The sequence below is a fragment of the Ekhidna algicida genome, from assembly GCF_051379705.1.
Taxonomy (GTDB): domain Bacteria; phylum Bacteroidota; class Bacteroidia; order Cytophagales; family Cyclobacteriaceae; genus Ekhidna.
On the sequence record NZ_CP179868.1, the window covers coordinates 2,388,852 to 2,407,831 of the forward strand.

The following is an 18,980-nucleotide window of genomic DNA, read 5'->3' on the forward strand; positions in this document are numbered from 1 at the left end:
CTAAGAGTTTGAGATTTTTACATTTTTTATTCTCACAGTCTTCCTTGCATATGAGTTTTTCCAAGAAAAACATGTAGATCTTGCGATTGATGATAATGATATGTGTGCCGATGAAGAGGAATAGGTATGCATCTTACTGATTCAACAAAATTTAGTCAAACATGTCTGCCTTATTTTCACGAATTAGTGAAGAGATAAGAGAGCTCAACATGCGTGTTATGCTTTCATGTTACTATTTAAATACTAGTTAAAATAATGTAATTGATTTTAGCTTCAATTATTGGTCTTAGTTAAAATTGATAACAATATTTAGATGGGAACAAAAATACGTGTCCTTTACTGCTTGCAAAGCGGTGATATGAATGTAAATAATCTCATATACATACTGATCTTTAGGTATGGAGCTGTAATTGAGCAGATCACTTCTATCTAATATTTCTTATTTTTCGTTTTTTATCATAAGACCTTGGTGAAGTGAAAATTCTGCTGCTCGAAGACGAAGAAGAAATAGCAAAGACAATTATTTCCTATTTACAGAAAGAAGAAAACACAATTTGTGATTGGGCTACTCTTCTGGAAAGCGGACAGGAAAAAGTCTGGAATTTTGAATACGATGTAATTCTTATAGATATCAATTTACCTGATGGTAATGGTTTAGACTTGGTTCAATTTATTAAGGAACAAAGAGTAAAATCCGGAATTATAGTTGTGTCAGCTCGAAATTCAATAGGTGACCGAATCAGAGGACTGGATTTAGGAGCTGACGACTACATCTCAAAACCGTTTGATCTAGCAGAGTTAAATGCTCGAATAAAAGCAGTGGCGAGACGAAAGGAATTTGATGGAGATGACAAAATACAATACGGAAATATTAGTGTAATTCCTTTTAAAAAAGAGGTTATTGTGAATGGTACGACCATCAAACTGACAAAAAAGGAGTATGAACTGCTTTATTACTTTATTTCTAATCCTGAACGTATTATCGCAAAGGAAACTATTGCTGAAAGACTGTGGGGCGAATACTCCTATGGAGCAGACTCTTTTGATTTTATCTATTCACACTTGAAAAACTTACGTAAGAAGATAGTTGAAAATGGAGGAGATGATTGCATTCAAACGGTGTACGGTTTGGGCTACAAATATTCAAAAGCCGAAAAATGAAATTAATACACCTTACTAATCGATACTATTTTTTGGCTTTTACGGTTGCGTTTGTGGTCGTAGGTTTTGCCTCGTATTATATAATTAAGCATGTGATTGATAAAGAGTTCAACGAAAAACTTCATGCTGAAAAACAACAGTTCATTGACGAATTTGATAGGTATGACAAATTAGATCAAATACTATATCTGAACATTGGTGATAAAATCAAGATTCATGAAAAATCGCCTATCGAATCCAAAGAAGAGGTAATGTCAGATACCTCAATGTATGACACTTACGAGGGGAAAATGTTAGACTATCGCAAGCTCACTTTTTCAGCAAGTCACGATGGAAAGGAGTATAGAGTTACAATTGTGAAGTCCCTCGTAAACAACAATGATCTATTGCAAGCGATAGGTGAAATAATGGTTTTGGTAGCAATGCTGTTCATGCTCTCTCTTATAGTAATCAATTTGCTGATTGCTAAGAAAATATGGAAGCCGTTTTATCAAACACTAAGCCTATTCAAAAATTTCAACATCAAACAGCCTGAAAAAATAGTGTTTCCAAAATCTAAAATAGATGAATTCAGATCCCTGAATCAAGTTGTTGAAAACATGACAGAACAGACCGCAAAAGACTATCAAAACTTAAAAGAATACACTGAAAATGCCTCGCATGAAATTCAAACTCCCTTAGCCATCATCCAGAATAGAACTGAGTTGATGATGCAAAACTTGCAAGATGAAACACTTGTTGAAAATCTCGGTGCTATTAGGTCTGCCGCGCTTAGGCTCTCAAAGCTAAAAGAAGGGTTAGCTCTATTTGCTAAGATTGATAACCATCAATACGTAGAAACCCAAACTATTCATCTTCATTCATTTCTGAACGAGATAATAGAAAACGTTCAGGATCTCTTAGAGATGAAACAAATTTCCTATTCAAGCAAAGTCTTGTTTGATTCAAAGGTTGTGATGAATGAAACGTTGGCTTACGTTCTTTTTAACAACCTTATCAACAATGCTATTAAATACAACTTAGTAAACGGGAAACTCAATTTGGAAATAGATAAGAATTCTGTGAGTGTGATTAATACTGGTGAGGAGCTTGAAGTTGACCCGAACACTCTTTTTACCCGTTTTGTAGTTTCTGGTAGCAGAAAAGATTCTACCGGCTTAGGGCTTTCTCTTGTGAAACGTATTGCTGACTACAATGAAATGAACGTTAGTTATACTAATGATGGGAATTTGCATAAAATAAAATTATCTTGGTAGATTCATGAAGTTGACATATAATACAAATGGCGGAGCAACAATCAGCTCCAACTAATTGATGTCCACCATTTGCCTACTCACACTACTCAACTAATCACTAACTCAAAAAAACATTTTACTAACTATTCTTCTACCTCCAGCCACCACCTAGAGCCTTGTATATGTTGACCTTGGCTTGGAGTTGTTCTTTTTTTGTTTCAATTAGTTCAAATCGTGATTCCAATGCATCTTTCTGGGTCAATAGCACTTCCATATAATCGGCTCTGGCCGAACTAAAAAGGTTGTTAGAAATTACAACGGATTCATTCAATGCTACTACCTGAAGTGCCCTTAAATCGTAACTTCCTTGTAGATTATCTATTCTATTAGCCAAGTTATAGACTTCAGTAAAAGCTCCAATCATCGTTTGCTCGTACTCAAAAACTGCCTGAATCTGCCTGGCATTGGCATTCTGATAGTTGGCCTTGATTGCCTTTCTGTTTAACAATGGGGATGTTATATCTCCACCAATGGAATACATCAATGAGGCGGGTAAATCCAACAGATCGCTGATCTTATAAGACTGAAAACCTAAACCTCCAATTATGCCGAGGGATGGATAAAAATTGGCTTTAGCTACTTTAATATCCATTTTGGCTGCTACAATATTGAGTTCAGCCCGTCTTATATCAGGCCTGTTCTCAAAAAGCTGAATTGGAATACCTATTTGGGCTGAACCAACTATCATATCCTCAATATTTACAACTTGCCTTTCAATTGGTTGTGGATACCGACCCATTAGAAAATTAATGCGATTTTCTACTTCAATGATTTTTTGTTGAATTGTATACCGCAAACTTCTTGTTTCATACACTTGAGCTTCAAATCTTCTAACTGCTAACTCGGTGACGCGAGCAGATTGCTTCTGTAGTCTTACAATTTCTAATGCATTGCTCTGAATCTCTATATTCTTATCAAGAATGACTAGTTGATTATCCAATGCAATCAACTCATAGTATTCATTTGCAATTTCAGATATCAAGCCTGTGACTAAGAAGTTTCGTCCTTCAGTAGATGCTAGATATCTGGTAAAAGCTGCTTTTTTAGCTGTTCTCAATTTCTTCCAGATATCTATTTCCCATTGAGCATAGAGTCCAGACTCAAAATCACCAAGTGGCTCTGGAAAAGCCTCATTTTCTTTGACTAATAGGTTTTCTTCCAATGCTCCAAACCGAGTATACCGACCTACTTTATCCACACCAGTACCTACTCCAATATTAACACTCGGCAGGTATTCACCCTTTTTAGATTGTATCTCATTTCTTAGCATTTGTACCTCTTGCATGAAGATGTTTAACTCCTGATTGTTGTTCAAGGCTGTATCTATTAATGCTGTCAGATACGGATCATCAAAATAGTTATCCCAATTAGTTGTTGCGATCGTTACCGTATCACTTGATGCTCGAAATTTATCTGGTGTAGATAGATTAGCAGATTTTTGAATAAGATCGGGTGCGCAAGAAGGAAAAACTACAATCATCAAGGTTATCGATGCTAAATATATTATTCTATAAAACTTCATTTAATTGTTAATTTGAGGTTGACCTTTTGCGAGCTTTTTCAAGTAAGCGATCATGAGCTTGCATATTTTCTACATATTCTTCTGATACAGAGGTATCGGCTTCATCCTTAATCAGTTTTCTACCCTCAGCCAGTTTACCAAAAGTGTAATAGAGTCCAGGTATAACTACCACTCCCAAAAGTGTTCCTAGCAACATTCCACCTAGTGCCGATCCACCAATAGTCTTATTACCAACAGCCCCAGCTCCATGAGAAATTACAAGTGGTATCAACCCGGCAATGAAAGCAAAAGAAGTCATAAGGATAGGCCTGAAGCGAACTTTAGCCCCTTCGATGGCAGCCTCTAAAACACTAGCACCCTGATGATGTTTTTGAACCGCAAACTCAACAATCAATACCGCATTTTTACCAAGTAATCCGACCAGCATGATGAGCCCAACCTGTGCATATACATCGTTGGCCAGTCCCATAAATTTTAGTAACATAAATGAACCAAATATCCCAACTGGCAGAGATAGTAATACTGCTAACGGCAATAAGAAACTTTCGTACTGTGCTGCTAACACCAGGTAAACAAATATTAATACGATAACAAAAATGTATAAAGCTTCATTACCTCTTCTAGACTGGTCATAGGAAAGATCTTCCCAGGCAATATCATAACCTCTCGGTAATGTTTCGGCTGCTACTTCTTCAATAGCTGCAATCGCATCACCAGTCGTAAATCCTTTGGCAGGAAGTCCGCGAATAGAGGCCGAGTTATAAAGGTTGAAACGTGTGATTTCATTTGGCCCTTGCTTTTTCACTAGCTTCATAAAGGAAGAATACGGCACCATATCTCCGTGCTCATTCTTCACAAAGTACTCATCCAAGTCGGATGCATATCTACGATAATCAGGGTGTGCTTGTACATGTACTTTGAAAAATCGGCCAAAGCGAATAAAGCCTTGCTCATAAGTACTTCCTATTAGAATATTTAAGTTTTCCATCGCCTTATCGATAGATACCCCTTTTTGCATAGCTATTTTATTGTCAACTACCATTTCGTATTGAGGGTAGTTAGCAGCAAAAAAGGTAAACAGCCCAGAAAGTTCTTCTCTTTCTCTTAGAGCATCCATAAATTCGGTATTGATGCGATCAAATTCCTGATAATTAGTTTCATTGGTTTTATCAAGCATTCTTAGAGAGAACCCACCAGATGAACCAAATCCAGGAACTGCTGGCGGTTCAAAGAATTCAATGATTGCGCCTAGATTGTGAGTTTTTTCTTCTAGTTCTTCCATGATTTCATGCACAGAGTGATGACGCTCAGACCAATTCTTGAGATTAATTAAGCACGTACCAGCGTTGGAACCACGTCCTTCTGTCATGATCTCATACCCTGCCAGAGCGGATACTGATTCTATACCATCAATCTCCTCAGCAATCTCCATCAACTGATGTGCAACCTTGTTGGTACGCTCAAGAGTAGCACCAGGAGGGGTCTGAATAATGGCATAGATTGTACCCTGATCTTCATTGGGAATAAAGCCCGAAGGCAGTGTTTGATTGCCCCAGTAAATACCTACTCCGAATGCTAACAATATCCCCCATGTGATAGCACGTCGATTTACAACCATCTTCAGAAGTTTCACATATCTACCTGTCAATTTTTCAAAACCGCTATTAAAGGAATCAATGAAACGTGTGAATAAATTTTGTCTGCGTTTCTTTCCATGGTTGTTCTTGAGGATAATGGCACATAGTACAGGCGTAAGAGTAAGTGCCACAACAGCTGACAGCAGAATAGAACTCGCCATAGTGATTCCAAACTGACGATAGAAAGTTCCTACTGGTCCGGGCATAAATGTAATTGGAACAAATACTGCAACCATTACTAAAGTAATTGCAATGATTGCTCCACCAATTTCCCCCATCACCTCTTTCACAGCTAAGTATGGAGATAAGTTCTTTTCTTCCATTTTGGCATGAACGGCTTCCACTACCACAATCGCATCATCAACTACAATCCCAATAGCCAAAACCAAAGCAAATAGTGTAATTAAATTGATGGACAACCCGAACATCTGTATCACGAAAAATGCTCCTATTAGTGAAATAGGAACCGCTAGAATAGGAATAAGTGTTGACCTCCAATCTCCAAGGAATAAGAAAACTACCAAAGCAACTAAAATAAAAGCATCTCGAAGTGTATGGATTACTTGTTCAATAGATGCATCTAAAAAGTTGGAGACATCATAGCTTATTTTGTAGTCCATGCCTGGAGGAAAAGACTCCTTCATCACATTGAGTTGTGCTTTAACTTCATTGATCACGTCAGAGGCGTTACTTCCTATTGTTTGTTTCAACACAATAGAAGCAGCAGGATTTCCATCTAAATTTGAGTATATATCAAAAAATTCACTCCCAAGTTCTACTTCAGCTATATCCCTTAGATAGATGATTTCACCTTCTTCATTTGCTTTCACAATGATTTTTTCGTACTGCTCAGGCTTATTGTATCGATCTAGATAGGTGAGAACGTATTCCAGCGCCTGAGAATCTTTGCCATCTGCTCTTCCTAAACGTCCTGGACGTGCTATAATACTTTGTTCTAACATAGCTTCTACCGCTTCTTCGGCTGAAATTTTATAAGCTCGCATTCTATCAGGTTTTAACCAAACGCGCATTGCGTACTGTCTGCTACCTAATATTTGTGCGCGTGCAATCCCCTTTACTCGCTGGATTTCTGGGATCATATTAATGTTAGCATAGTTGTACAAAAACTTCTCATCTGCATCTTTATCTGTACTGTACAAGTTCACATACATCAGCATGCTAGGTTGGATAGGTGTAATAATCACTCCCTCTCTTTGCACAAGCGGGGGAAGTAATGGCATTACTCTATCTACTCTTGTTTTCACCCTTACTACAGCCTCATTTGGATCCGTCCCGGGTTCAAAAATTACTCTAAGAGTTGCTTCTCCAGCACTTGTTGCATCAGAAGATATATAGCGCATATCTCGTACTCCATTGATTGCTTGCTCCAATGGGATAAGGGTTGAGTTGACAAGCACCTCAGCATTAGACCCGGGAAAAGCAATGAAAATGTTGACCACTGTTGGTGCTATTTGCGGGAACTGAGATTTAGGCAACGTTTTCATAGCGAGCGAACCCAGAAATAGCAACATCACCGATATTACAATAGCAAGAACAGGCCGGTGTATTATTTTACTAATTGACATGATATTTTCTTTTTATGGTGATAGACTTATTCTGCGTATAAGTCAAGCAGACCTAGAAGTTCTTTTGGGTTTTTGAAATCTGAAAGTATTTCATCCCCATCTTTGACTTTTCTCAAGCCTTCCACCAAAACCATATCAGATATTTCTAATCCAGAGGTGACCTCATAAAGGTGTGGAAGTTCAGCACCTACCTCAATGTGTCTCGAATGAACAACATCATCTTCACTTATTACAAATACGTATTTCTGATCTAGGATTTCAAAAGTGGCTTTTTGAGGTATAATCAAAGCATTTTTGATTGGCTTTCTAACCAAAATATTACCAGTCTCACCATGTCTCAAAAGTCCTTTAGGATTAGGGAATGTAGCTCTGAAGGCAATGTTTCCAGTTTCATTGTTGAAGTCTGCTTCTATGGTTGTCACCTTTCCAAAGTACTCAAATAGCTGATTGTTGGCTAATTTCAACTGTACGTCCAAGACGCTATCTTTTTTCATATTGCTCTTATATTCCAGATACTCAGCTTCAGGCACATTGAAATAAACCCACATTTCATGATTATCAGAAAGGGTGGTTAGTAATTCTCCCTCTTCCACAAGACTTCCCTCTCTTACATGGAAATAATCCATGATTCCATCAAAGGGAGCTCTTACCTGAGTGAAGTCGAGGTGAACTTGTGCTAGGGCCAGTTCGGCCTTAGCTTTATCATACTTCGCTTTCGCTAGTGCCAATTCATTGGGCGCAACTACTTTCTGATCTGCAAGTTTTTTGGTGTTTTGATATTCGATTTTAGCAAATTCTGTCTCCGCTTCTTCTCGTTTCAATTCAGCCTCATAAAGACGAGGCATTATTTGAAACATGAGTTGGCCTTTCTTTATAAACTGTCCCTCATCTACATAAATTTTTTCGATGTAGCCTTTTTCCATGGCTCTTAATTCGATGTGCCGTACTGAACGAATAATACTGACATATTCTTTTACCACAGAGGTATCCATCTGTATGGGATTGGTAACCAAGAACTTCGATTTTGACTCGTGATGTTCTTTATTAGAGCTACAGCTTGTGCCAAATAATATGACTGACAAGCATGCTAGTGTGAGCACTTTAGTCATTATAATTTTTTTGTTTTGATTTAATTGACTCAAAAAGGGTAGTCAATTCTGGAGAGAATCTGTAGAAATCAAGAAAGACACATTTTTTTAAAAAAAATCTAAACCGACAAGTATCTGGAGCATTAGGGTACTTTTTGACCGAATCAAAAAATCCAGAATCTCTACAGAATTAGAATCTTAATTTGTTTCATAACTAAAGCTCAATAGTCATGAAAAAGATATCTTCAAAAAATCAGTTAAAAATTGTTGTGGCAAGTATTGGAGGGTTATTTATAGCACTCAGTCTTTTTGCCCTACAAAGTGTTTACAATCAACACATAACACTTAATTACCACGCCCAATTTCCTGATGAGTATCTTAAATTGGTGGATCACTATTCCGACGAAAACAAATTGAAAGAAAGTGTAAACAATGTAGAAAAAGCTATTTCATCCATCTGGCAAATTCAAAAAGACGTGGAGAGTGAAAGTCAGATTCATTTAGATAAGGCAGTGAGAACTCTTGAAGAGGTACGAAGAAAAATGTTGAAAAATGACCTTACTTCAAAGTCTCCTGCTTTTTTTGCTTTAGGTAAGATTCTGGAGGTGGACTCTAAGAAACCAAAATCCTCAGCCAAACCGGAAGAAAAATACCTCTGGCTGCTCAAACATAACCCCGTAATCATCCAGAAGTTTCCATTGAAATTCATTGCTTCATTTCTAGGGATGACACCTGAAACTCTCAGCAGAGTACGCAGTAAAATTCAGTGATCATTTCTTGATTTCGATCAAGCGTGTTTTCAGTCGACGGCAACTATGTTTGTTCAAAAAAAGATGGAATCAAACGAACAAAAAGGAGCAGGTCTCGCACTCATCATTGGCTCGGTGCTTATGATAGCAACTATGGTCTTACATCCAGTGGGTGGAGACTTTGATCAGCTGCTCAAAATAGTGACTATTGGAATAATCTCACATTCGCTGGCAATCCTATCTGTTCCGTTCGTGGCATATGGTTTTTTCGGCCTGACTATGCGATTGAAGTCTAGTTCATTCCTTAGTTACACAGGTTTCTCAATGATGCTTTTTGCTTTAGTAGCCGCAATGATGGCCGCTGCAACAAATGGTCTCATCCTCACAGACATGGTTAAATCATATGAAGGTGCATCTGAGGAAACCATCGCATCACTAAAACCACTATTTGTGTTTATGCGCAGCTTCAATCACGCTTTTGATTACATTTTTATGGGAGGCGTGTGCTTGTCAATACTATTTTGGTCAATTGCAATGCTTAAAACCAAATCCATGAAAAGCTGGGTTGGCTATTTTGGAATTTTCTTGGCTGCAACAAGTATCATATTATTCCTTTCCGGCTTTGAGTTGCTTCATCTTGCAGGCTTTCGGGTATTCATCTTCGGAAATGTTGCCTGGATTCTAACCGTCGGCTTCTACCTAAGAAATAGCAAAGAATAACCAAAAGGCTGAGTGAGCAATCACTCGGACCTTAATTGTTGTGCGGGATTGATTTTACTTGTCTGATATACTTTGTAACCAATCGCTAGGACTACAATCGCCAACACCACAAGTAATGCTTTTATAAAATGCCCTACGGACGAACTAACATGATAGGCATAAATGATGTCAAAAACTGTGGCCAGGATGTAGTGACTTGCTGACAATCCTAATATAGCCGCAACACCGAGTATCCAATACAAATCCTTACCAAGCAGATGAATGATGGTTTTTCGAGAAGCACCCAATACTTTTCTGACACCAAATTCCTTACTTCTCTTTTGAACCTTCAGAGACACCAGGGTATACAACCCTAGAATTGAGATCAGGATGGAGATGATGGCCATGAACAAGTTGATTTTAACAAAAATACCGTTGGTTCCTCTGCTGCTTTGCATCACATCTTCTTGAAGAAATCCTCGATAGAGCTCCTGAGGAAAAGCTTCGTACCACACCTGCTCTATTTTACTGTTGATTAAATCCTGACTACCAGCCATTCTTACAACAGCATAGTTGTAGTTTTCTTCGGGCGTATACCGGATAATCGTGGGTGTGATTTTATTGTCCATCATAATGTTCTGCACATTGAAGTCATCAACGACACCAATGACCGTAAACTTTTCATTACCCACCTTTATGCTCTGATTTAGCATGTCAATCCCATATTGACTTTCTAGCATTCGATTAATAACCACCTTATCAGAGTTGTCTCCTAATTCTGTATGAAATGATCCTTTGTTTAGACGCAAGCCCATTACCTCCGAATAATCAGTACCTACTCTTAGCTGGGTGGTTGATACGTCTCGGCCATCCTGATCGACATATTGAAACTCAGTAGAAAATCCAATCAGATGATAAGAGCCTGCCACTGCCTGGACCTCAGGTTCTTGATTCAATTGGTCTGCAAGGATCCGGAATTGCTCAGGACGATCCAGTGGGATATTCACCACCTGTTCTATGTTATAGCCACGATCAAGGCTATCTTGAAAATAAGAGTTATCCACGTTGAGAAACAGCCCGAAGATGTTGTAAAAGCACAAGGCAAACTGGAAAGTAAGCAGTACCATCATGAGTCTATTTTTAACGGAAAGTGTGACCTTATCTCTAAAGATTTTCAAGGATGAAAACTTGGAAACATATAAGGATGGATAAGCAGCTGAAAGTAAGGTTACGATGATAATTAAGAATAAGGCAAATTGAAGAAGTGTGGTAAAAGGCACACGATCCAATTGGATCAACTCACGCTGAAACATGGCATTGTAAGTTGGAATAAGCAAAGAGGATATGCCGACGGATAGAATGACTGCCATTGAAATCATGAAGGTATTTTCAATCATGAATTGAACGATCGTGCTTTTTCGACTGCCACCCATTATTTTTCTTACTGCAATTTCTTTCAACCTTTTTCCAGACAGTGCAATACTGGTATTGATGAAATTGAAACAAGCCAGCAGCAGGATAGAAATCGCTGTACCCGCGATTCCATAGACTGAAGAGATATGCAGGTGTTGACGAAACCGGCCATGTAGAAGGCTGCCCTCAATGGCGGGCCATTCCAAAATAGTATCCAATCGGTAAGCATCGATTTGATAGCGGTCGTTTGCCTCATTTCGACTTTGCTTCAATAGCTCAAGCTCATAATTGATCAAGCTCACCTGGTCTTGGCTAGCATACACAAATGTCCCATCTACGCTGTACTGCCAGTCACTTTGATCAACCTGATAATGTGCTGGATAATTTTCGAATGAGGTAATCATTGCTTGCGAGAAGCTTACATTGTTGGGAGGTGTTTCGAATACATCTTTGATTAAGTATGATTCCTCTTTCTGATCCGGAAAAACAAGCTTTATCAATTTCCCTACCGGATAAGGTTCATTGAACAATTTCATTGCAAGTTCGGCCGAAATAGCCACCTCATTGATTCCCGGAGGTTTAATGTAGGATCCGTTGAGACTTTTCATTGGAAGTCGGGAAAAGAATTCACTGTCGGCAAAAGCCATGCGGGAAGAAAACAGGTGGTTGTGCTCGCGCACAGCTATGCTATTTGCGGTATATCTGAATGCTTCTATCGCCGCACTTTTAAGGCTGGGAGCGAGTGCAATGGAACTGGTACCCAAAGTGGATTCTCCGGTTCTTAGACCACTAATCTTATAAATGTTGTCGGCCTCAGCATATGATTTGTTGAAGGTAGCATTGAACTGGTAATTGAAATATCCAATGGTGCAAATGGAGATTGCCAGCGCCAATCCAAAGATGTTAGCAAAGACGTAAAATGGATTCAGCTTAATTGCTCTGATGGAAGTTTTGAGATAGTTTTTTGGTAGTCGCATAACATTGGAAGGTATTAGTTTGAGAGATCGGATCACCGAAGGACGAATCATTTTGAGAATCTCTCCGGTATAGATCTGTCTGGCTTTTTTCATGCCATGGAGCTCTACATTTTCGAAGAACGCTTCCTCCAGATCTCCTTGCAATTCTTCAAAAAGGTCTTGACTGCAAAACCATTGAAAGATGCGATAAGAAAAATTTGGCAATTCAGGTTTCATTATATGCTGAATTTGGGTGCCAGACTCCACATTTCTTCACGCAATTCTTTGGCTTGCTTCAAGGCAATTTTACCCGATTGTGTCAGCGAGTAGTATCGCTTTCTTCTTCCCCCTCTTTCGGCAGTCGCACCGCCAACACGAGATTCTAAATACCCCTTTTCCTCCAGCCGGCTCAAGGCAGCATGCAATGCTCCTCTACTTAAGTTTCGCTTTAGTCGATGGCTTATTTCTTTCTGAATTTTGAGTCCGTAAGCCTGCTCATCAAGGATGAGAACGGAAAGCAAAACGATCTCTTGAAATTCGCCCAGGTTAGTGCCTTTCATAGTGCATTGGTTTTAGTTGTCAGCTGAACAGATTAAACGTCACGTTTATTTGTTTCAGTTTTGAAGACCAAACGTAATGTAATATTATTTGTTTCACAAATGAAGACATAATGAGTCTGACAAATCATTTGCATTTATCGCAACCCTATACTTCCGCATTCGTTATACTTTGACATTCTATGTATATAGAATTATTAGTATACTTGTATTTATAATGTATAAACTCAGGTTATGATTTCTAAGAATTTAACTGCTGCATCCACCAAACCCATCATCCTCGGCATCCTTAAGCAAGGGAATAGCTATGGTTATTTGATCATCAAAAAGATCAAAGAGCTGTCCGGAGGTGAGATGGAATATTCAGATGGCATGCTTTATCCTGTTTTACATCGCTTGGAAAAAGATGGACTTATCAAATCCAACTGGACCATGGACGGTGGCACAAGACCAAGAAAATACTATGAAATAACAGCGCTCGGCAAGGAAGAATTGGTAACTGAACAAGCACAATGGCAGCAAGTGAATGCAGTGCTGAATACACTTTGGGATATAAAATCATCAACTACTTAAGAAATGTTCAATCTGGAAAAAGAGATAGGTAAATGGCTGAAATCCTTCCAAAAGCAACGGGCTTTTGATGAAGGAAACATCAGGGAAATGGAACTTCACTTACGTGATCATATCGAAGACTTGATTGCCGGAGGACTCAGTGAAAAGAACGCATTTGAAAAGGCAGTGGAAGAGTTTGGAGAAGTTCCTGTTATAGCTAAGGAGGAGTACTCAATCATAAAAAGGAAGACTTCTTTAAGATCAATATTATTTACGACCATGATCAATAATTACTTTAAAACAACGCTACGCAGCATGATGAAGAATCCTCTTACTTCTTTCATTAATGTCTTCGGATTGGCGGTTGCAATTGGTGTATGTACAGTGGTATATGCATTTATTGATTTTGATTACAGCATAGATCGTCATCACGAAAATGAAAATGAGATTTACTTGGCCACCTTTTATGTAGATAGAGATGGTAAGGAAGAGCACTATGGATTAAGCCCAGCACCACTTGGGAAAATGCTAGAACAAGACTTTTCAAGCATCGAAGGTGTGTGTAGAATTAAATATGGGAATGCTGTTGTTAAATATGAAGACCATGTGTTTAATGAAAGTATCAGATTAGTAGACCCTAACTATTTAGACTTTTTCACCTTTCCACTGAAATGGGGAGAAGCGAGTTCACTAGCGGATGTGAATAGCATCATTATAACTGAATCAATCTCCAAAAAATACTTCGGGGATATGAATCCAATCGGAAAGCAAATAACAATTAAGTTCACTCAAACAAAGAGCAAAACTTTTGTGGTTTCTGGGGTTTCAGAAAAACTTCCAAGAACACGAGCGCTTACGTTCGATTTTCTAATCAACCTTGAAAACTACGACTACTTTAATAGCTCATTTGATTTTTCTGATTGGAGCGAATTTGTAGAAGCGACACTCATTTACATTCCTAATTCTGAGGATGTCCAAGAGATTTCAGCCGGAATGAAGAAATACGTGGCGCTACAAAATGAAAAGGAGCGTGATTGGGCTATCAGTTCTGCCGAACTTATCAAGTTCAAAGATTTGCACTTCAGATCAAGAGATATTCAAAAGGACATTTCTAGCGATAGTTTTTATGAAGCTAGAGTTGTGTTGCCAATTATCGGTATTTTCTTGATTGCCTTGGCTTGTTTTAATTATATCAATATAGCGGTAGTTTCTGCAGCAAAAAGGTTGAAAGAGATTGGTATTAGAAAAGTGATTGGGGCAAATAGAGCGAAAGTAATTACTCAATTTTTGACCGAAAACATTATGCTTACACTTTTCGCTTTGGTGATGGGCGTATTTCTGGCATTTACCGTGATGCTTCCCTGGTTTAATGGTATTTCGAGTATAGGATTGTCTCTCTCATTAAATGATTATAAACTTTGGTTTTTCCTCACAGGACTTCTGGTTTTCACAGGGGTTGTTTCGGGCATTTATCCGGCACTTTATATCTCAAAGTTTCCTGTAGTTTCAATCTTTAAAGGATCTGTGAGATTCGGTAAAAAGAATCTACTCACAAAAGTGTTTTTAGCTTTTCAGATCATACTTTCATGTGTGGGTGTAACCGCGGCAGTGATGTTTACTCAAAATAGCAGCTATCAAAATGAGCGCAGCTGGGGATATGATCAACATGGTGCGATGTATCTATTTGTTCCCCATGAATCCGGGTTTAAACAGCTACAAGCAGAGTTATCTCAAGATCCAAACATCACACATCTTTCCGGGTCAAGTCATCACCTTGGCGATTCTAAGGCTGTGCAAATAGTAAGAGATGAAAAACGTGAATACGAAGTAACTGAGCTAGCCGTAGATGATCGCTACTTAGAGACCATGGGTCTTTCCATAGTGGAAGGCAGTGGCTTTAAAGCAGGATTAAATACTGATCAACGTTCAATTATGGTTAATGAGCTATTTGTGGAAAATTTAGGAATTGACTCTCCCATAGGTCACCGATTAAAGATTGACACCAATTATTACACAATTGCAGGAGTGGTTCGAAACTTTCATTTCAATAATTTCTACTACGAAAGTAAACCCACAATTTTCACCAAGGCGAAGAGCGAAAACTATCGATTTTTAACTGTTCGTGCTCAGCAAGGCAAAGAGGAGGCGGTCTACCAAAACATACGAAAGCAATGGGCAAGCCTTTTTCCGGATACTCCTTTTAGAGGCGGCTATCAGGAAGATATCTGGGGAGAGTTTTATGAGGAGCTTGACATTCAAAGAGTATTCACTCGAAACATTGCTTACATTTTTATTTTACTAACTGGACTTGGATTGTATGGCTTAGTTTCCCTAAATGTTGCAGGAAGGATCAGAGAATTCAGTATCCGAAAAACTCTGGGTGCAGGGACGAAGCATATCGCATATGGTATAATTAACGAATATCTCCTGCTTTCTTTCATTGCCTTGGTTTTCGGTGCGCCTATTTCTTACGTTTTGGCGAAAGCCAACCTCGATATGATGTATCCGGATCCACGACCATTTGGGGTGGATAGTGTAATTATTGCAGTTGTTATTCTGTGCTCAGTTCTTTTAGGAGTAATGTTAATGCAAGTGCGTAAAGTGACTCAATCCAATCCTGTAGAAGGTCTCAAAACAGAATAATCGACTACAAAATTTATATTTATTCTATAAAGTATAACAAATAATTCTCGTCTCCGTATATTTGTTCTATTAAATAGAATAAATCATGTCGAAAGATCATATTGGCGAACTGGAAGAATTGGTTTTACTCCTCATCGTAATGTTGAAAGAGGAAGCTTACGGATTAGCCATTCGCAAGGCATTAAAAGAGCAAGCCAACCGCAATGTCACAATTGGGGCTGTACATGGTACCGTCAACAGGCTCGAGAAAAAAAGCTTCATTGATTCCAGCATGGGAGGTGCTACCGAAGAGCGAGGAGGCCGACGCAAGCGAATCTTCAGAATTACTGCTTCTGGCAAAACTGTGCTTCAAAAAAGCAGGGATGTCAAGGTAAACCTTTGGCAACAGATTCCTGAGTTAGCAATCAAAAACGCCTGATCATGGGAAAGTCAAGACCTCCGAAGTTTGCGGATCGATTGCTAGGATTCTTCATCAAAGGGGAACTACTGGAAGAAGTATTGGGAGACCTATATGAATATCATGCTGAGCTCTCAGAGACTCCATCCTGGAAGCGACCAATACTTTATTGGTTCCATGTTTTAAATTTTATTCGTCCGGAATTGGTAAAGAAAATAGCAGGTAAAATGAAACTCAACAATCTAGGGATGATCCAACTGATGTTTAAGCTCAGCTTTAGACACATGAGGAAAAAGATGCTGATGACAGCAATTAGTCTTATTACATTGATAACAGGTGTGTTGAGCTTTCAGCTTACCTTCAGCTGGCTCAGAAATGAAATTTCCATGGACGATTTCCACGAGAATCGAGATAGAATCGCGATCGGAGTGGCACGCTTAAGTCCTGAAAGTAACCTCATTGCCTTCTCAATATCTGGCTTGTTTCAGATTGATTATTCGGAATATCCGGAGATTGAAAAGTCTCTGCTGATCCACACGTACATGCGGGATGAAATAAAGTTTTACTCAGATGGAGTGGCATATGGTGGAAAAGGACTGATCGCAGATAGCACATTTTTCGACTTCTTTGATTTCAAACTTCAGGTTGGAACAAATGATGCGCTGACGAGCCCCACCAATGTAATTGTCACCAAGGAATTTGCTGACAAAGTTTTCGGTGATGAAGATCCTATGGGGAAAATCATTGAGATCACTTGCGATCAAAAAGGAACTTATCAAGTGGCTGGTATTCTTGATAAGATACCTTCAAACAGCTCTATTAAGTTCGATTTTCTGATACCGAAGCATTCCAAAAATTTTTGGAGAAGAGCCCCACAAGATTTTATCATGTTGAAGCAAGGAAGTAGCCTTGATCAACTCAACAACAAGCTACGAGATGTAGCAAATGCAAGTGAGCGTTTTAAAAACAGTGAAGCTTTTGCATATCCATTTAAGGATGTTTTCGAAGAGAAACCCTTCAATGTAAAACTGTTTGCTAAGTATGGCAATGCAGGAAATCTAAAAACAGTCACGCTGATAGCATGGGCTCTACTCTTCATTACAATCATCTGCTACACCAACTTGCAAACATCAGTTCAAGTGGCTGAAATGAATAAGGTGAAGCTTAAGCATATCATCGGTGCATCCAAACGACATCTGGTTGTTGAGTGGATGATTCGTGGGTTTATTTACTTCCTTATTGCAACGGCCTCCAGTTTGATTCTTTATCATTCAATCTTCAATGGACTGGTAAATTTCATAGGATTGGAGTTAGACATGCAACCGCTCAATGATAGTCTGATCATTGCTGGAGTCATTCTCATTGCTGTTTTACTTTCTTCGCTGATCGCATCCTCAAACGTCTTTAGACGTCTGGTAGACTTGGATGTCAAAAAGGAAAAAACAACATACGCAATCGGTCTGTCGAGACGCATCCTAGCTGTCTTTCAATATGCAATCACTGTTGTACTCCTCATCGGTTCTGTGATTGTTGCATTGCAGTTGCGATTTATGCAAAACAAAGATTTAGGCATTCATCAGACTGAAATTGTGTCGACTAGCTTTTTTGATGTCATACCGGATGCTCGTCAGGATAGTGCCAAAAGAGCAGAAATAGAGCGCAAGCATAAATATGTAATCGACCGTTTGAGTAAGCATCCAAGCATCCAGGCAGTGTCACAGGCGAAGCATCCATTGGGATTCGCCTATGATTTACCTTTCAAGCTTTCTTCGTCTTCCGATGACTTTATCCCTGTTAAAACTTTAAATACTGATCCGGGCTTTTTCAAAATATTTAATCCAACAATAATTGAAGGTCGGTATTTTGATGAAACGGATGAAAACAATGCGATCAAGTTGGTTATAAATGAATCGGCTAAAAAGTTCTTCAAAATCCAGAATATTGAAGAGACAAGGTTGACCTACAAACTCGATAATGAATCCTACCAGATAGTTGGCGTGGTAGAAGACTTTCACTTCGAACACCTATCTCAGGAAATTCAACCATTGATTCTCATCTATTTCACTCGATTGGATAATGAAATCATTGTTAGATATCGGAATGGAAGAGCTAAGGAGACACTTGAGTTTGTAGAAGAAATATATCGAGAGGTCAATCCGGAGGGAATATTCACAGCAAGCTTTTTTGAAGGCAAAGTAGCCTCTCAATATGCTAAAGAGGTGAAAGTAGGCAGGCTCTATTCAATTTTTGGATTCATTGCCATATTGCTGTCTTCAGTTACCTTGTTCTCATTTGTTTATCACGAAACCAATAGACGAACCAAGGAAGTTGGAGTCAGAAAAGTGAATGGCGCCTCTCCGGAAGACATATTTAAGCTTTTCAGTCTATCCTTTTTAAAAACAATTTTAGTAGCATTAATCGCATCTATTCCATTGGGATGGTATGCCATGGAGCAGTGGTTAGGAGATTTTTCCAATAGAATCGAACAAGAACTTTGGATGTATGTCCTGATTACTGCAATCGTATTGGTCTGGGCATTAATCGCCATCTTCTGGCATACACTCAAAGTTGCAAAGCTGAATCCCATTCAGAGTTTGAGGTATGAGTAGGCAGTTGCTTCTTTTAATGTCCTCTCAGGTTTAAGGCTGAAGCAGTCAAATAATGTAAAATATATTTTACATTAAGTAAAACATTTTTAACTTTATGTTCGTAATACTTTACATCA

13 protein-coding genes are annotated in these 18,980 nt (G+C 38.7%); 8 read left to right on the forward strand and 5 right to left on the reverse strand.

Going from position 1 to position 18,980, the window contains the following annotated elements; genetic code table 11:
* Positions 1-474 precede the first annotated feature (474 nt).
* Complete coding sequence (locus tag ACL8WY_RS10425; RefSeq protein WP_436514662.1) at positions 475-1,161, forward strand: response regulator transcription factor; 687 nt, start codon at positions 475-477, stop codon at positions 1,159-1,161.
* Positions 1,158-2,417: a sensor histidine kinase gene (locus ACL8WY_RS10430; RefSeq protein WP_436514664.1), complete on the forward strand. Its 1,260-nt coding sequence runs from the start codon at positions 1,158-1,160 to the stop codon at positions 2,415-2,417. The genes ACL8WY_RS10425 and ACL8WY_RS10430 overlap by 4 nt, the downstream gene beginning before the upstream one ends.
* A gap of 130 nt (positions 2,418-2,547) precedes the next feature.
* On the opposite strand, the gene ACL8WY_RS10435 is transcribed toward ACL8WY_RS10430, so the two are convergent.
* The 3 genes from ACL8WY_RS10435 to ACL8WY_RS10445 are packed head-to-tail and all read right to left on the reverse strand — an operon-like array spanning position 2,548 to position 8,310.
* A complete protein-coding gene (locus tag ACL8WY_RS10435; RefSeq protein WP_436514665.1) occupies positions 2,548-3,978 on the reverse strand; it encodes a TolC family protein in 1,431 nt (476 codons plus the stop codon).
* A gap of 7 nt (positions 3,979-3,985) precedes the next feature.
* The gene (locus tag ACL8WY_RS10440) at positions 3,986-7,201 is read right to left on the reverse strand and encodes an efflux RND transporter permease subunit (protein ID WP_436514666.1); all 3,216 of its coding nucleotides are present in this window, start codon (positions 7,199-7,201) and stop codon (positions 3,986-3,988) included.
* Positions 7,202-7,227: 26 nt separating this feature from the next.
* A complete protein-coding gene (locus tag ACL8WY_RS10445; RefSeq protein ID WP_436514667.1) occupies positions 7,228-8,310 on the reverse strand; it encodes an efflux RND transporter periplasmic adaptor subunit in 1,083 nt (360 codons plus the stop codon).
* A 209-nt stretch (positions 8,311-8,519) separates the two neighbouring features.
* On the opposite strand from ACL8WY_RS10445, the gene ACL8WY_RS10450 reads away from it, so the two are divergent.
* Entirely contained in the window at positions 8,520-9,059 is a 540-nt protein-coding gene (locus ACL8WY_RS10450) for a hypothetical protein (RefSeq protein ID WP_436514668.1), read from the forward strand.
* A gap of 63 nt (positions 9,060-9,122) precedes the next feature.
* Entirely contained in the window at positions 9,123-9,758 is a 636-nt protein-coding gene (locus tag ACL8WY_RS10455) for a hypothetical protein (protein WP_436514669.1), read from the forward strand.
* A gap of 20 nt (positions 9,759-9,778) precedes the next feature.
* Here the strand turns inward: ACL8WY_RS10455 and ACL8WY_RS10460 are convergent, their stop codons facing one another.
* Positions 9,779-12,343, reverse strand: a complete 2,565-nt coding sequence (locus ACL8WY_RS10460) for an FtsX-like permease family protein (protein WP_436514670.1) — start codon at positions 12,341-12,343, stop codon at positions 9,779-9,781.
* Positions 12,343-12,666, reverse strand: coding sequence for a PadR family transcriptional regulator (locus tag ACL8WY_RS10465; protein WP_436514671.1), 324 nt, complete (start codon positions 12,664-12,666; stop codon positions 12,343-12,345). The genes ACL8WY_RS10460 and ACL8WY_RS10465 overlap by 1 nt, the downstream gene beginning before the upstream one ends.
* Positions 12,667-12,897: 231 nt before the next feature.
* Here ACL8WY_RS10465 and ACL8WY_RS10470 point away from each other — a divergent pair, with 231 nt between their 5' ends.
* From ACL8WY_RS10470 to ACL8WY_RS10485, 4 genes are all read left to right on the forward strand, one after another.
* Positions 12,898-13,236, forward strand: coding sequence for a PadR family transcriptional regulator (locus ACL8WY_RS10470; RefSeq protein ID WP_436514672.1), 339 nt, complete (start codon positions 12,898-12,900; stop codon positions 13,234-13,236).
* 3 nt (positions 13,237-13,239) lie between these two features.
* Positions 13,240-15,858, forward strand: a complete 2,619-nt coding sequence (locus ACL8WY_RS10475) for an ABC transporter permease (RefSeq protein ID WP_436514673.1) — start codon at positions 13,240-13,242, stop codon at positions 15,856-15,858.
* 85 nt (positions 15,859-15,943) lie between these two features.
* Entirely contained in the window at positions 15,944-16,276 is a 333-nt protein-coding gene (locus ACL8WY_RS10480; protein ID WP_436514674.1) for a PadR family transcriptional regulator, read from the forward strand.
* 2 nt (positions 16,277-16,278) lie between these two features.
* Positions 16,279-18,864, forward strand: a complete 2,586-nt coding sequence (locus tag ACL8WY_RS10485; protein WP_436514675.1) for an ABC transporter permease — start codon at positions 16,279-16,281, stop codon at positions 18,862-18,864.
* Positions 18,865-18,980 lie beyond the last annotated feature (116 nt).

Bases quoted from the DNA above. Each gene is read 5' to 3' on its own strand.
- ACL8WY_RS10430 (WP_436514664.1), top strand. From the start codon at position 1,158: ATGAAATTAATACACCTTACTAATCGATACTATTTTTTGGCTTTTACG.
- ACL8WY_RS10465 (WP_436514671.1), bottom strand. From the start codon at position 12,666: ATGAAAGGCACTAACCTGGGCGAATTTCAAGAGATCGTTTTGCTTTCC.
- ACL8WY_RS10435 (WP_436514665.1), bottom strand. From the start codon at position 3,978: ATGAAGTTTTATAGAATAATATATTTAGCATCGATAACCTTGATGATT.
- ACL8WY_RS10440 (WP_436514666.1), bottom strand. From the start codon at position 7,201: ATGTCAATTAGTAAAATAATACACCGGCCTGTTCTTGCTATTGTAATA.
- ACL8WY_RS10470 (WP_436514672.1), top strand. From the start codon at position 12,898: ATGATTTCTAAGAATTTAACTGCTGCATCCACCAAACCCATCATCCTC.
- ACL8WY_RS10480 (WP_436514674.1), top strand. From the start codon at position 15,944: ATGTCGAAAGATCATATTGGCGAACTGGAAGAATTGGTTTTACTCCTC.
- ACL8WY_RS10445 (WP_436514667.1), bottom strand. From the start codon at position 8,310: ATGACTAAAGTGCTCACACTAGCATGCTTGTCAGTCATATTATTTGGC.
- ACL8WY_RS10475 (WP_436514673.1), top strand. From the start codon at position 13,240: ATGTTCAATCTGGAAAAAGAGATAGGTAAATGGCTGAAATCCTTCCAA.
- ACL8WY_RS10455 (WP_436514669.1), top strand. From the start codon at position 9,123: ATGGAATCAAACGAACAAAAAGGAGCAGGTCTCGCACTCATCATTGGC.
- ACL8WY_RS10460 (WP_436514670.1), bottom strand. From the start codon at position 12,343: ATGAAACCTGAATTGCCAAATTTTTCTTATCGCATCTTTCAATGGTTT.
- ACL8WY_RS10485 (WP_436514675.1), top strand. From the start codon at position 16,279: ATGGGAAAGTCAAGACCTCCGAAGTTTGCGGATCGATTGCTAGGATTC.
- ACL8WY_RS10450 (WP_436514668.1), top strand. From the start codon at position 8,520: ATGAAAAAGATATCTTCAAAAAATCAGTTAAAAATTGTTGTGGCAAGT.